13 protein-coding genes are annotated in these 15,242 nt (G+C 36.3%); 7 read left to right on the top strand and 6 right to left on the bottom strand.

What is annotated here, in order from left to right:
• The first annotated feature begins 9 nt into the window (after window positions 1-9).
• Entirely contained in the window at window positions 10-996 is a 987-nt protein-coding gene (locus FN756_RS13135) for a LuxE/PaaK family acyltransferase (RefSeq protein WP_246085475.1), read from the top strand.
• On the opposite strand, the gene FN756_RS13130 is transcribed toward FN756_RS13135, so the two are convergent.
• Window positions 990-2,405: a membrane dipeptidase gene (locus FN756_RS13130; protein ID WP_142604570.1), complete on the bottom strand. Its 1,416-nt coding sequence runs from the start codon at window positions 2,403-2,405 to the stop codon at window positions 990-992. The two genes, FN756_RS13135 and FN756_RS13130, sit on opposite strands and share 7 nt — an antisense overlap.
• Before the next feature lie 140 nt (window positions 2,406-2,545).
• Window positions 2,546-3,829: a tyrosine--tRNA ligase gene (gene tyrS, locus FN756_RS13125; RefSeq protein ID WP_142604569.1), complete on the bottom strand. Its 1,284-nt coding sequence runs from the start codon at window positions 3,827-3,829 to the stop codon at window positions 2,546-2,548.
• Window positions 3,830-4,000: 171 nt separating this feature from the next.
• Here tyrS and FN756_RS13120 point away from each other — a divergent pair, with 171 nt between their 5' ends.
• From FN756_RS13120 to dapA, 4 genes are read left to right on the top strand one after another with little or no spacing between them, the layout of a single operon-like run.
• Window positions 4,001-4,672, top strand: a complete 672-nt coding sequence (locus FN756_RS13120) for an ACP phosphodiesterase (protein WP_142604568.1) — start codon at window positions 4,001-4,003, stop codon at window positions 4,670-4,672.
• A gap of 26 nt (window positions 4,673-4,698) precedes the next feature.
• Window positions 4,699-6,711 carry an NAD-dependent DNA ligase LigA gene (gene ligA, locus FN756_RS13115; protein ID WP_142604567.1) on the top strand — a complete coding sequence of 671 codons (2,013 nt, stop codon included), beginning with the start codon at window positions 4,699-4,701 and terminating at the stop codon, window positions 6,709-6,711.
• On the top strand, window positions 6,708-7,253 hold the full coding sequence (locus FN756_RS13110) for a DUF6913 domain-containing protein (RefSeq protein ID WP_142604566.1): 546 nt from the start codon (window positions 6,708-6,710) through the stop codon (window positions 7,251-7,253). The genes ligA and FN756_RS13110 overlap by 4 nt, the downstream gene beginning before the upstream one ends.
• Window positions 7,249-8,121 carry a 4-hydroxy-tetrahydrodipicolinate synthase gene (dapA, locus tag FN756_RS13105; protein ID WP_394344424.1) on the top strand — a complete coding sequence of 291 codons (873 nt, stop codon included), beginning with the start codon at window positions 7,249-7,251 and terminating at the stop codon, window positions 8,119-8,121. The genes FN756_RS13110 and dapA overlap by 5 nt, the downstream gene beginning before the upstream one ends.
• Window positions 8,122-8,176: 55 nt before the next feature.
• Here the strand turns inward: dapA and FN756_RS13100 are convergent, their stop codons facing one another.
• Entirely contained in the window at window positions 8,177-8,362 is a 186-nt protein-coding gene (locus FN756_RS13100) for a histone H1 (protein ID WP_142604564.1), read from the bottom strand.
• A 360-nt stretch (window positions 8,363-8,722) separates the two neighbouring features.
• On the opposite strand from FN756_RS13100, the gene FN756_RS13095 reads away from it, so the two are divergent.
• Both FN756_RS13095 and FN756_RS13090 read left to right on the top strand, forming a co-directional pair.
• Entirely contained in the window at window positions 8,723-9,115 is a 393-nt protein-coding gene (locus FN756_RS13095) for a group III truncated hemoglobin (protein ID WP_142604563.1), read from the top strand.
• A 3-nt stretch (window positions 9,116-9,118) separates the two neighbouring features.
• Window positions 9,119-9,568, top strand: a complete 450-nt coding sequence (locus tag FN756_RS13090; RefSeq protein ID WP_142604562.1) for a hypothetical protein — start codon at window positions 9,119-9,121, stop codon at window positions 9,566-9,568.
• On the opposite strand, the gene FN756_RS13085 is transcribed toward FN756_RS13090, so the two are convergent.
• From FN756_RS13085 to FN756_RS13075, 3 genes are all read right to left on the bottom strand, one after another.
• Window positions 9,565-11,814 carry a GH92 family glycosyl hydrolase gene (locus FN756_RS13085; protein ID WP_142604561.1) on the bottom strand — a complete coding sequence of 750 codons (2,250 nt, stop codon included), beginning with the start codon at window positions 11,812-11,814 and terminating at the stop codon, window positions 9,565-9,567. The two genes, FN756_RS13090 and FN756_RS13085, sit on opposite strands and share 4 nt — an antisense overlap.
• A gap of 6 nt (window positions 11,815-11,820) precedes the next feature.
• On the bottom strand, window positions 11,821-13,245 hold the full coding sequence (locus FN756_RS13080; protein WP_142604560.1) for a glycoside hydrolase family 125 protein: 1,425 nt from the start codon (window positions 13,243-13,245) through the stop codon (window positions 11,821-11,823).
• A gap of 604 nt (window positions 13,246-13,849) precedes the next feature.
• A complete protein-coding gene (locus tag FN756_RS13075) occupies window positions 13,850-15,097 on the bottom strand; it encodes an aminotransferase class I/II-fold pyridoxal phosphate-dependent enzyme (protein WP_142604559.1) in 1,248 nt (415 codons plus the stop codon).
• Between the last annotated feature and the right edge of the window lie 145 nt (window positions 15,098-15,242).

The raw sequence follows: 15,242 nt of genomic DNA, 5'->3' as shown, positions 1-15,242 counted from the left end.
TAATAACCAATATTGAAACCCTCGGCAGAACACATCTTTTCAATACGTACTGAACAAGAATTTGAACAAATGGCTTTAGCTATTTTTAGGTATCAGGCTAAAAACAACTTGGTTTACAAGGAATACCTTGAGCATCTGCGTAAAGATGCAAACACAATACTTTCGATTTATGAAATACCTTTTCTGCCGATCAGTCTGTTCAAATCACATAAAATTATTTCAGGAGAAGATAAAGCGGAAATCATTTTTACGAGTTCGGGTACAACCGGCATGGTTCAAAGCCGCCATTATGTTACTGATCAACAGGTTTACTTAGATAGTTTCGTTAAGGCATTTGAGTTTTTTTATGGAGATCCTAAAGAATTTTGCTTTCTAGCCTTACTCCCATCGTATTTGGAACGCGAAGGTTCTTCACTTATTTTGATGGTTGAAGAATTGATTAAACTTTCAAATCATCCTAAAAGTGGCTTTTTTCTGTATGAACATGAACAGCTAAAACAAACCCTTGAAGAACTGGAAAGCAAACAGCAAAAAACCATTTTAATTGGAGTAACCTATGCCCTTCTTGATTTCATAGAAGAATTCAATATGCAGTTGAAACACACCACTGTAATGGAAACTGGCGGAATGAAAGGTAAACGAAAAGAAATGGTGCGTGAAGAGCTTCATCAGCAGTTAAAATCAGGACTGGGTGTTGATGCTATCCATTCAGAGTATGGAATGACCGAACTTCTTTCTCAAGCTTATTCAAAAGGAGAGGGTGTTTTTGAATGCCCTCCTTGGATGAAAATTATTACTCGCGATACGAATGACCCGTTAAGCCTAATTCTAACTCAACAATCTGGCGGAATAAATATCATCGATTTGGCAAATATTAATTCATGCTCATTTCTTGCCACTCAAGATTTGGGAAGAGTCTTTGAAAACAGATCTTTTGAAATTTTAGGTCGATTCGATAACAGTGATATCAGAGGATGTAACTTATTGGTTCAATAATTCCTCATAATAAACTCTTGGGCATTTAACGACATAAAACGATTTACAATTTCTTCAGGACGCGTTTTATTGAATTCATTTTTAAGACTTCGCATTCCATCTGCTGCATAATTATAAACGTGCATTAACAAATGAGCCTCCATGTATCGAAACTCCTCTGCAGTCCAATAACCTTTAATTGGATCAACTACCCCATCATAGTCAGAACCTATACACTGCACATCCCATGCGAATAATCCATGACCATCCAATACTTCAGCAATGTGTTCAATTTGCCTCCACACTAAGCGGGCACAATTATAAAGATTTTCTTTCCTTGAAATTCTCCTGCTGTTAGCATCTATTTCTGATTTGCTTGCAATTCGTCTCCCATCAAATTGAACTCCAAACAACCCACGACTTTTGGCTATTGCAACTAACTCATCATCATAAAAATTGATTTCGTCATTATAAAATAAGTGTTTATTTCGTTCATTTCCGCAAACCGCACCATGACTTACCACAATCGGAATATTTTCAGTTTCATATTCGGTTTCTAGCAAATGGAAATATTCCCTTCTAGATTGTGGACTCATATGCTTTACATCCACGACAATACGTTTACCTTTTCTATTATCAAGCAACTCTCGCAATACTTTATGCCCCAATTCTGAAATACCTGCACCCAGCATATAACTCTGATCGCAAATTTTCCCGGCTATTCCATTAAAACTCCTGGCATGGCCGCAGAGTTCATTATAAAAATGGTGGGCAAAGGTGATATACAGAGGGCGATGAGGCCAATTTTTTACGTCTTGTACGCGTTGCAAAACTTTAACTTCATCGCATTTATTTACCTGAGGGTCAATTCCACATCCAAAAGAATGGCCGCCTTCAAACGTAATTAAAACTACAATCGTAAAAATATCTGAATCTTCCTGGTTCAAGAGACTTTCCACTTCCGATGAAGAACCTGCAATAATATATCGGTATTTTCGTCCGGCTATACACACGATCTGGCCATCCAATTGGCGCAAAAACTCATACTCGCCTTTTAAGTCGTCGTAGTAATCTGTAACATTTTGAACGAAGTTTACCCGCTCTTGACTAACACCAGTCAGAAGTTTACTAATTAAATCGGCTATTACTTTTTTCAACCTATTTTTAAAAAGATATTTCTCCATTGGATATAAGGAAACGAAAATCAATCCTACTTTACCATGGACTAATGAGGAGAAATTGGTTTGTGAAAAGGGAGTAAGACCGATGAGAATATTCAAAAATTTGCTAAATAAATTCGGCGGATCGTAGTACCAAATACTGTTTTTATGATTATGATTAATGCTGTTTCCTCCATTAGCAAGACCGAAGCTACGACCGTATGGTTTTAGAGTGGGATGACAATGTATATCAACATAAAAGTTTCTCATAGCATAGATTTAAAAACATACTAATTTACTGAAAATCAAAAACTTTATCCAGATCACAAGCCCAATCAGATCTAAAAAAAGTAAAAAAAAACGCCGAATGAGATACTCATTCGGCGTTATATATTTTGGAACTATTTGAATTATTCAGCAATAATCAGGTAGTAATTTTTCTTTCCTTTTTGTGCCACTATAAATTTATCATTGATCAAATAATCAGCATTTATAGTATCTTCTATTGCTCCGACTTTAGCTTTATTTATACTTACCCCACCACCTTGGATCATCTTCTTGGCTTCGCTTTTTGAAGGAAAGACCCGTGTACGTTCGCCTAACAAATCAACTACATTAATTCCGTTTCCTACTTCAGCTTTTGCAACCTGAAAATGTTCTACTCCGTCAAAAATTTCTAACAAATCATTTTCGGCCATTCCATTTAAAAATTCAACCGATCCATTTCCAAATAAAAACTCAGAGCTTTTAACTGCTGTTTCGTATTCAGCTTCAGAGTGTACGCGAATGGTAATGTCTTTAGCCAATGCTTTTTGAAGAACACGTAAATGAGGAGCCTGATCATGTTCAACTTCCAAGGCCTCTATCTCTTCTTTTGTTTTTAATGTAAAAATTCTGATCCAGGTTTTGGCATCCGCATCGCTGGTGTTTAACCAAAACTGGTAAAACTTATAAGGAGAAGTGCGAGCCGGATCTAACCAAACTGCACCGCTTTCAGTTTTTCCAAATTTAGTACCGTCGGCTTTTTTTATTAATTGTGTGGTTAATGCAAATGCAGTTCCGCCATCTTTCCTGCGAATCAGTTCAGTACCGGTAACAATATTGCCCCATTGATCAGAACCTCCCATTTGCAAAAAGCATCCTTTATGTTTCCATAAATAGTAAAAGTCATAACCTTGCACCAATTGATAACTGAATTCAGTAAACGACATACCGGTGTCTCCTTCTAGCCGTCTTCTCACTGAATCCTTAGCCATCATATAGTTAACTGTAAGGTGTTTACCTACATCACGAATAAAATCAAGGAAACTGAACTGTTTGAACCAATCATAGTTGTTAACCATTTCAGCACTGTTCGCACCACAGTCGAAATCAAGAAACTTCTCCAACTGCCTTTTGATACATTCCTGGTTATGCGTTAATATATCCGATGAAAGTAAATTACGTTCTTCTGATTTGCCAGAAGGATCACCAACCATTCCGGTAGCACCACCAACCAAAGCATACGGTTTATGGCCAGCTGCTTGAAAATGGATGAGTGTCATGATTTGGGTTAAATGACCAACATGCAATGAATCGGCAGTGGGGTCAAAACCAATATAACCTGCAATCACACCTTCATTGAGTTTCTCTTCAGTACCGGGCATAATATCATGCAACATGCCACGCCAGCGTAATTCTTCTACGAAATTCATTCTTTTTTATAGTAAACTGTTAACTTGCCTAGTATTGTATTCAAATGTGAATTTCAAAGATAGAAAAATTAAGGGTTTTGAGTTAAGTTCGTTGTAGCTGATCCGTATGCTTTCAACAGAAATAATTATCTTTTGTGTAATCTTTTAAATTAATCTACGTTATCCTATTTAATGAATTTTCTCTCTCACTTTTACTTTGACCAACAATCGGCCGATCCAAACTTTGTTTTAGGACTCGTCCTTCCTGATCTTGCAAAAAATTTTGACAAAACCTGGAACATTCACCCACATCTCGTTGAAGATCAGTTACTAAAAAATAAAAAATTAAAATCTGTTTATTTAGGTTGGCAACGACATTTATTGGTCGACAAGCTGTTTCACTCCTCCCCTTTTTTTGAAGAAAAGACAGCGGAACTCAAGAAGTTGATAACTCCATTAATGGAAGATTCACCGGTTAGACCTTTCATTCTTGCACATATTGCATTGGAGCTGTTGCTCGATAATTTATTAATTGATACGGAAAAAGTAGAAGTAGCTGATTTTTACCGCAATCTTGAATCGGCTGACCGGGATAATATTGTTCAATTTCTTGCTATCAATTCAATTGAACAGCCTCAAACCTTTTTTAACTTCTTCGATAAATTTAATGAACATAAATATTTGTATAGCTACACTGATCTCGATAAACTGGTGTATGCCCTAAACCGAATTTGCTATCGAATATGGAAAAGTGATTTTTCAGAAGAAGCCACCATACACCTGCAAAAAACTCTAAATCAATATAAAAATACTCTTAAACCTGACTTTATGAGCATTTTCAAAAATATCCAATCACAACTTTAGTGGGTATTTCACTAATTTAGCCCTCTATGTCGCCACAAGAAGCAAAAAAACTTATAGAAAGTTTAACCTCCGAACTTCAACAGCACAACTACAATTATTATGTGCTGGCCATGCCTAGTATTTCTGATTTGGAGTTCGATCAAATGCTAAAACAGCTTTCTGAACTTGAAAAAGAATTCCCTGAGTATCAAGACCCCAATTCACCTACGTTAAAAGTAGGAGGCGAAATCACCAAGTCGTTCAAAACCGTGAAGCATAAATATCCAATGCTTTCACTCGGAAATACTTATTCAGAACAAGATCTTATTGATTTTGACACCAGGGTGCGCAAAGCTATAGGTGATGATTTTGAATATGTATGTGAGCTTAAATTTGATGGGCTTTCCATGAGTTTAACTTACAACAACGGTAAACTATCGCAAGCTGTAACCAGAGGTGACGGAACAAAAGGAGATGATGTAACGACCAATATTAAAACCATTAAAACCATTCCGCATAAGCTTAAAGGAATGGGCTACCCTGAAGAATTTGAAATTCGTGGAGAAGTTTTCATGCATCGCGCTGCTTTTGAAAAGCTCAATGCCGAACGCGAAGAAAACGGAGAGCAACCATTTGCCAATCCACGAAATTTTGCATCGGGAACCGTAAAAATGCAAGATTCAGGCGAAGTTGCCAAACGTCCGTTGGATTGCTTTCTTTATTTTCTTTACGGAAATAATCTACCATTTAAAACTCACTGGGAAAGTTTACAAGCTGTCAAAAGCTGGGGTTTTAAAGTTTCTGAACACATAAGGCTCTGCTCCAATATCAACGAGGTTTTAGATTTCATTCATGATTTCGACAATGAACGCTTCAAGCTTTCGTTCGATATCGACGGAATTGTAATTAAAGTAAATAACTACGCCCAGCAACAGGAATTAGGTTTTACGGCTAAATCGCCACGCTGGGCAATATCATATAAATACAAAGCTCAGGAAGTTGAAACCCGATTACTTTCGATTACCTATCAGGTTGGAAGAACCGGGGCGGTAACCCCTGTTGCCAATCTTCAGCCTGTTCAACTTGCCGGAACTACTGTAAAGCGTGCTACACTACATAATGCTAATGAAATAGAACGTTTGGATGTGCGCGAAGGCGACACCGTATTGGTAGAAAAAGGCGGGGAAATCATACCGAAAATCATAAGTGTAAATTTAGATAAGCGCCCGGCTGGTTTACATAAAACCGTTTACATTCAAAATTGCCCTGAATGCGGAACGGAATTAATCCGTAAAGCAGGAGAAGTAGCCTGGTATTGCCCGAATGATATTAGTTGTCCTCCCCAAATTGTGGGTAAAATGCAGCATTTCACAAGTCGCAAGGCTATGAATATTGACAGCCTTGGTGATGAAACCATTGTTCAATTATTTAATTCAGGCTTGCTTCGTACCATAGCCGATATTTATTCTTTAAGCGATAAAAAAACTGAACTACTGCTGCTTGACCGAATGGGCCAACGATCTGTAAACAACCTAATTGCAGGAATTGAAGCATCAAAAAATAATCCTTTTGAAAAAGTGTTATTTGGATTAGGGATACGATATGTTGGTGAAACGGTTGCCAAAAAGTTAGTTCAACATTTTAAAAACATTGACCGTCTTATTGCCGCAAATACAGAAGAATTAGTTGCTGTAAATGAAATTGGAACCAGAATTGCCGAGAGTGTTATTGACTATTTTGCAGAACCCGCTCATATTTATCAAATTGAACAATTAAAAGCTGCAGGCTTACAATTTGAAATAGAAGAAAAAGAAATTGTTTTTGAAAGTGATAAACTGGAGGGCAAAACATTTCTTATTTCTGGTGTATTTGCTCAATTCGGGCGAGCAGAACTAAAAGACTTAATAGAGGCTAATGGTGGAAAAATAGTAAGCAGTATTTCTGCTAAACTAAATTTTCTTGTTGCAGGAGATAATATGGGTCCGGCTAAACTCAAAAAAGCTACGGACCTGAGTATTCCTATTATTACCGACAATGAATTACTTGAAATGTTAAAATGAATTTAATCTATAACACTCGCATCAGCTTTGGGCGAAGAAATTTACAAAAGCTTACAGTAAAGCATAGAATCAATACTCAAATTGTTCCATTTAATGAGGCGAAAAACATTATTCTTCTTTTTAGTACCGAGCAGGTTCATGAAATCAAACAAATCAAAAATTTGGTAAATGAACTCACTGCACAAAATAAGAATGTAAAAACAATCGGGTTTGTTGATCAAAACAATTTAGCGGAGTTTAAAGCCGAAGCCCATAATTTAAACTATATCACTATTGAGCATTTGAACTTTAACTTAACTATTAAAGAAGAGGTATTAAAGGCATATAAACAAGAATACGATATCCTTATTAACCTTTCTGCTAAAAACGAACTACAACTTAGCTTAATCGCTGCCAAACTAGACGCTAAATTTAAAATAGGAAGGTATGATTCGGAACGAAGTTTTGTTTACGATTTTATGATTGATAGCAAAAAAGACTCAAGTATTTATAATTTTGTAACCGAACTGAAACATTATCTTTCAGTATTAGAACATGATTGAAAATTTAAAAGGAACGGGAGTTGCATTAGTAACCCCTTTTAATGCTGATAACAGCATTGATTTTAATGGTTTAAAAAAAGTAGTTGAACACGTAATTGACGGCGGTGTTGAATACCTTGTTCCGCTGGGAACCACTGGAGAGACAGCAACTCTTAATAAAGAAGAAAAGAAAAAAGTATTTGATTTTATACTTGAAACCAATGCCGGCCGCACTCCTGTAGTGGCAGGAATTGGAGGCAATAATACTTACGAAACAATTGAAACACTGAAAAACTTTAATCCAGACGGTTTTTCTGCCATTCTTTCAGTAAGTCCATATTATAATAAACCTAATCAGGAAGGAATTTATCAGCATTATACCGCGCTTGCCGACAATTCACCACTTCCAGTTATTCTTTATAATGTTCCTGGACGCACTGGTTCCAACCTAACTGCTGAAACAACTCTTCGTTTAGCAGAACACAAAAACATTATTGGTATAAAAGAAGCTTCCGGCAATTTTGATCAGTTTATGCAGATCATTAAACACAAGCCCAATGACTTTCTTTTCATATCAGGTGATGATGGCATTACATTACCAATGATTGCAGCTGGAGCTAACGGAGTAATATCTGTAATTGGTAACGCATTCCCTAAAGATTTTTCAGCAATGGTTCGTTTGTGTTTAAAAGGTGATTTTGCAACAGCACGTCCGCTACATTATAAATTGATCGACATTGTAAATATGTTATTTACAGAAGGTAGCCCGGGAGGAGTTAAAGCCTTTTTAAAAGAACTGGGTATTTGTGGTGATACAGTTCGGTTACCACTTGCCAATGTAAGCAATAATCTTTACCAGCAAATTGCCGAAACGGTGAAAGCTTATTAAAACAAAGCGGCCATTTTCATAAAGAAAATGGCCGCTTTGTTTAATGTTCTACTGATTACTTTTGAACAGCATTATTTTTAGCCTCTTGAATTTCAAGACGAATTTCTTGAGCAAGAGTTTTTAAATCTTGCATGCCTTTACGTACACGAGTACCCGCTGCATTGTTTCCTTTGTTGTAAAACTTGTCAGCATCTTCTTGTAAGTCTGCTAACATAGCTTTGAATTCATTAAATTTTTTCATTTTGAAATACTCCTTCTAATATTATTTAATAAACGATTAGGTTAATTACATAGCTAATGTAAATTCTTTTTCATCTAAAAGCAAACTTTTAAATCACAAAAAACAGGGTTAAAACACTATTTTATCCACATTTTAACATCAACTTCTCATTTTAAAAACATATTCTATCTAATTTTTTAGTGTAAAAGATACACTATACACTTATTTATCAGTACATTTTAACTAACTGATTTAAAATAAATTAAATAATTAGTATACTAATAAAACTATGGGTAAAGTGTCAAAAAAAGGTCATTTATACCTCAGGTTAAGTATATTCCTGATTGAGCACTTAACTTTGCACACCATATTTTATTAAAAATGAACCGAAAATCTCTTCAAAATATTGACGATATAAAACTTCTTGTTGACACTTTTTACGGTCGAATCCAGAACAATAAGCTTCTGGGGCCCATTTTCAACGAGAAAATTCAAGACCGATGGCCTTCACACATGAATACCATGTATTCATTTTGGAATACAGTACTCTTTTCAGAAATCGGTTATTCTGGAAGCCCGTTTCCCAAACATGCCTCTTTACCCATTACTAAAGAACATTTTGATGAGTGGACACTTCTATTCAAAAAAGTAGTAACAGAACTCTTTGAAGGTGAAAAAGCAGATGAAGCGATTTGGCGTGCTGAGCGAATGGCTGAAATGTTTAATTTCAAAATTGAAAGTATTCGTTCAAGTGGATTCCCCCCAATCGTTTAAAGCATGCAGAAAGCTAAAATTATTGCTCCAATCATTATAACCTTTGTTTGGATCGGATTTATCTGCTCAATTAGCTTTATGGAAGCGCCTGTGAAATTCACAGCTCCACATCTTAGCCTTCAGGTTGGCGTAGAAATAGGTCGTCAGGTTTTTAAAGCATTGAACAAAACTGAACTCATTTTCGCGCTATGTAGTCTTGGATTGATGCTAGGTAATCGCTTGAAAAGCCCAATTACCATTTCATTCGGAACTGTCCTACTTATTCTTTCACTACAAACGTTCTGGTTATTACCTCAATTGCATCAACGTGTTCAAATTATCATTAATGGAGGAAAACCAGAACCTTCGCAGTTACATATTATCTATATTATTTTAGATTTTATAAAAATAATTGCGCTCTTCTATCTTGGATGCTTTCAGTTAGCTCAATATAAGCGCAACTCTTTTAATTAAATTTTATCAGTCATCTCAAACTCTAAAGTTCCACCATTCATTATCTCAGCATAATTGATATAAAGTCGAGGCAAAACCTTTCCATTTAATTTAATTGATTTAATGTAAATATTTTTACCGCTTACATTACGAGCTTTAATTGTAAACGTCTTTCCATTTTCCAGATTAAGAGTCACTTGATCAAACAATGGACTTCCGAAATAAAACTTACCATCAGCAGGATTTACCGGATAAATCCCCATCGAACTTAATACATACCAACCCGACATTTGTCCGCAGTCTTCATTTCCACAAATTCCAGCAGGGGATGCATTATACATTTCACGCATAATTCGATTGGTTAACTCCTGTGTTTTCCAAGGTTTATCTACAAAATCATAGAGATAACTAGTATGATGACCGGGTTCATTTCCATGGGCATATTGACCTATCATACCTGAAATATCATTTGATGCATGCTCTCCGGTTACTTTTGAGTCTTCATTAAAAAACTTAGTTAATTTCTGATCAAAAGCTTCTTTTCCACCCAATAAATTCACTAAAGTATCTGCACTTTGAGGAACCAGCCATAAATACTGCCAAGCATTACCTTCAATATAATCGCCGTGCTCATGGTCAGAATATTTAGGGTCAAATGGGCCTTTTCCTGATCCTTTCCATTGGCCATTCGCCAGTTTTGCTCTAAAAAAACCTGTTTGTTTGTCAAATACATTTTTGTAACTCTGCTCCCGTAAGCTAAAGGTTTTATAATCATCCTCTTTCCCCAATTTCTTAGCCATCTGAGCAATACACCAGTCATCAATTGCATATTCCAACATTTTAGAAATTGAAAACACTTCCTGATCAGCAGGAATATAGTTAAGTTCACGCAATTGTTTTAAACCATTCTTATTTTGCAAAGCACTTTTCTTCATCGCTTCAAAAACATCATTCCAATTCACATCTTTTGCAAGGCCTTTGAAATAAGCATCTGCCAAAATTGGTACAGCATGATAACCAATCATGCAATTGGTTTCATTATTAGCAAGTGGCCAAACAGGCAACAATCCACTTTCTTTATAAAATGCTAAAAAAGAACGAACAAAGTCTTCCGTTCTTTCAGGTTGTGTAATGGTAAACAGCGGATGATTAGCTCGGTAAGTATCCCAAAGTGAAAAGGTAGAATGGTTAACAAAAGATTTATCAGTATGAGTCTTCCTATCGGCACCGCGATAACGACCATCAACATCGCTAAAAATGGTTGGTGCTAACATACTGTGGAAACACGCTGTATAAAAAATAGTTTTTAGACTATCTGTTGGCGTTTGAACTGAAATCTTTTGAAGCTGTTTTTCCCATTTATCATTAGCAGATTTTCTAACGGCTTCAAAATTCCAACCTTTAATTTCAGTTGTCAGATTTTTTAAAGCTCCATCCACATCAACCGAAGAAATACCAACCTTAACTAATAACTCATGGTGATCAGCAGTATTAAAAAATAACACCCCTTTTGCTTTTTGACCTTTAACCTCTTTTGCATTTGAGCTCAAAACATCACCTGCAAAAAGCATTGTTTTTATAATTGGTTTTGAAAATTTTGCAGCAAAAAACACTACTTGATTTTCAGCCCAGCCTTTTGAACGCCTATATCCCGTTATTAAGCTATCATTTTCAATTTTAAGATAAGTATCTGTAGGGCTATCCCAACCAATTCCATGAAACAGATCAATAATAACATGGGCACTATCGGTTTTAGGAAATGTATACTTTTGAAATCCTGCACGCTCAGTGGCAGTAAGTTCAACTTTAATATTATCATCCTTTAACAAAACCGAATAATAACCAGGTTTTGCGACCTCATCTTTATGTGAAAATCTGGCCCGATAGCCGCTTTCAGGATTTGCTTTCGAACCTTCAGTTATTTGTACTCTTCCTACCCCCGGCATGAACATTACATCACCCATATCGCCAATTCCAGTACCACTTAAATGTGTATGACTAAAGCCTACAATAGAACTATCACTATAATTATAACCGGAGCACCAATCCCAACCATCATTACCCGTATCAGGCCCCAATTGCACCATGCCAAAAGGAACAGTTGCATAAGGACTTGTATGCCCGTGTGCAGCTGTGCCAATAAAAGGATCAACAAATAGAGTTAGATTACTTTTTTTATTTGTTATTTTTTGACTATTACATCTGGTAACTGAAACTGAAACTAAACCAACTAATAGGATAAATATGCTTTTATTTGAACAGAACATTATTTTTTAATTAACTTTCAACAAATCAGGGTTTTCATTCATTAATTTGATGATCAATTCACCAAATAGGGTGTTTGCCCATGCAAACCATTTACGAGTAAATTTATTAGCGTTATCCTTATTAAAGGACTCATGCATAAATCCTGTTCCACCATCGGTATCTCGTAATGTTTTCACGCACCATCTTATTTCCTCATCGCTTGTACTTGTCAGCGCACGCATAATTATACTCATGGGCCAAATATAATCAGGACCAACATGAGGTCCACCTATACCTTCGGCAATTTTACCTTTAAAGAAGAAAGGATTATCCTCGCTCCAAATTAGCTTCCGGGTATTCAGGTAAATTGGATCATCGACTTTACAACATCCTAAATAAGGCAAAGCCAGTAAGCTAGGGACATTGGCATCATCCATACAAACAAAATTACCAAAACCATCTACTTCAAAAGCATACACTTTTCCATATTTAGGATGATTAACTATACCGTACTCATTAATTGCCGTTTCCACTTCATTGGCTAAGTTTTTACACTTTAATGCGAAAGCATCATCTTTATAAATAACTTCAGACATTTCAGCCAATTGTTTCAATGAAACTACAGCAAACAAGTTGGAAGGAATAAGGAATGGAAAAATAGTCGCATCATCAGATGGTCGGAAAATTGAAACGATTAACCCAACAGGTTTAATTGGAGCTCCATAACCAGCTCCTGCAACGGTATCACTTTGCCATCCGGTTACACGTTGAAACTTATAGGGTCCTTTGCTATGCTTTCGTTGTTGAGTGATCATTGTAGCATATACCAACTCCATCGCCTTTTTCCATTGAGCATCAAACGGTGTTGTGTCACCTGTAGTTTTCCAATATCCATAGGCTAAACGAATAGGATAACAAAGCGAATCAAGTTCATATTTACGTTCATGAAGCTCAGGCTTCATATCGGTTAGATCCTTCTCCCATTCACTTCCTTTCGGGCCATCATTAAAGGCATTTGCGTACGGATCAATCAACAAGCATTTTATTTGTCGGTTAATAACACCTGCTAATAACTCCTGCAGCTTTTTATCCTTCTTGGCCAAAGGTAAATATGGCCAAACCTGAGCAGAGGAATCACGTAACCACATCGCTTCAATATCTCCTGTAATAACAAATGTATCAGGTTTACCATCTATACTTTTAAACTGAACAGTAGTATCAAGTGTGTTGGGGAAACAGTTTTCGAAAAGCCACGCTAATTTCCGATCATTAAGTTTTGAACGCATGCTCTTAACCAACGATTCAACCGCATTACTTACAAAATGACGATTAGCAATTAATGGGCGCTTACTAATAAAATCGTCAGTAAATGCATACACTTTATTAACACCCAAACTTAATCCGGCTAATGCCATTCCAGAAACTTTGATAAACTCTCTTCGTGTTGACATACTTCTTTAGTCTACTAATATAACTGGGCTTATTCTATATTCCTATTCTGAACTAAATTTAAAGTAAAAGACAAGGAAAGTAAAAGCAAACCCGAATGAAGTATTATTGGTATTCTACCGAATTTACATCAACCTTAAATAACTTTCAAATGTATACTATTACTATATAAACAACTCTGAAGAAAATAAAAAAGTGCCTACTGTTAAGCAGACACTTTATGTTTAATTTAGGTAGATGATGAAGAGATCGAGAGTGGATTTGAACCACTATATAAAGTCTTGCGGACTTTTGCCTAACCGTTCGGCCACCCGATCATGTTTTTCAATTTTAGAAGGAGGTCGAGAGTGGATTGAACCACTATATAAAGTTTTGCTGAATTTTGCCTAACCGTTCGGCCACCCGATCGTATTTTGTTATATATCAACACATTTACAAATCTTAAGCCAAAAGCTTAAAACTAGTATAGCTCACTTCAAATACTAACCCTTTCAACATTCCATTAATAAATTGTCAAGTATTGTATACAAGATGCAGCATTAAAGTATACAAGCAAAAAGGCCCAGATTATTAACCCGGGCCTTTTTTTCTTGTATTTAATAGAATTTAACGAGGCGCAGCAAACTCTTCAGCTGAGGCATATTCACCAAGTGCTAATTTTTCTTTCACTTCACTGAATGCTTTTAATGTTCTTTCTACATCAGCCATACTATGTGCTGCAGTTGGAATCAAGCGTAACATCAAAACTCCTTTAGGAATCACAGGATAGGTTACAATAGAACAGAAAATCGAATAATTTTCACGTAAATCCATGATCATATTGGTTGCTTCTGTAAGTGATCCGTCCATAAATACAGGAGTTACAGGAGAATTTGTTTTACCAATATTAAAGCCTAACTCTTTAAGTCCACCTTGTAAAGCATTAACTACTTTCCAAAGGTTCTCCTTAAGTTCCGGCTGAGACTTAAGCAATTCCAAACGCTTACGTAAACCTATTACCATTGGCATTGGCAATGCCTTAGCAAAAGTTTGTGAACGCATATTGTAACGTAAGAACTCAACAATTTGCTCAGTTGAAGAAACAAATGCTCCAATACCTGCCAAAGATTTGGCAAACGTTCCAAAGTATACGTCAACGCCATCAATTACGTCTTGTTCTTCGTGAGTACCGGCTCCGGTTTTCCCCATAGTACCTAAACCATGTGCATCATCAACCAATAAACGGAAATTGTATTTTTTCTTCAGTTCAACGACACCTTTAAGATCACCTTGCACACCGGACATACCAAAAACACCTTCAGTAATTACTAAGATTGCACCTGGAGTACCTTCAATAAGTTTTTCAGCACGCTGCAATTGTTTCTCAAGACTTTCCATATCGTTATGAGTATACACATAACGTTTACCTTGATGCAAACGAACACCATCGATAATACATGCATGAGATTCAGCATCATAAACGATTACATCATGACGATCAACAAGCGTATCGATAATTGACACCATACCCTGATACCCATAGTTAAGTAAAAAGGTATCTTCTTTGCCAACGAACTCTGACAATTCTTTTTCTAATGCTTCATGATTACTTGAGTTACCCGACATCATACGTGCACCCATAGGTAATGCCAAACCGAAATCAGCTGCACCTTGAGCATCCGCTTTACGAACTTCAGGATGATTAGCCAAGCCCAGGTAATTATTTAAACTCCACACCAAATGTTCTTTGCCACGAAATTTCATGTACGGACCGATCTCTCCTTCCAATTTTGGGAAAGCAAAGTATCCATGCGCCCACTTTGAGTGCTGCCCTATCGGGCCACGTTTCTCCTTGATCTTTTCAAAAATATCCACAGTTTGTATCTTTTATGATTTATATTCTATTAGGACTAGCAAAATAAAGGTTAATTCGCGATTTATCAAAGATTAAGTTTTAACGACCTAAACATTTACCTAATTAATAGGATTAAAGCGCTGCTCCAGTACCGCCGCCTCCCTA

This window comes from Solitalea koreensis (assembly GCF_900182575.1).
GTDB classification, from domain to species: Bacteria; Bacteroidota; Bacteroidia; order Sphingobacteriales; family Sphingobacteriaceae; genus Solitalea; species Solitalea koreensis.
The sequence above is the reverse complement of the archived record's forward strand: the minus strand, read 5'-3'. Positions and strand labels throughout refer to the sequence as shown.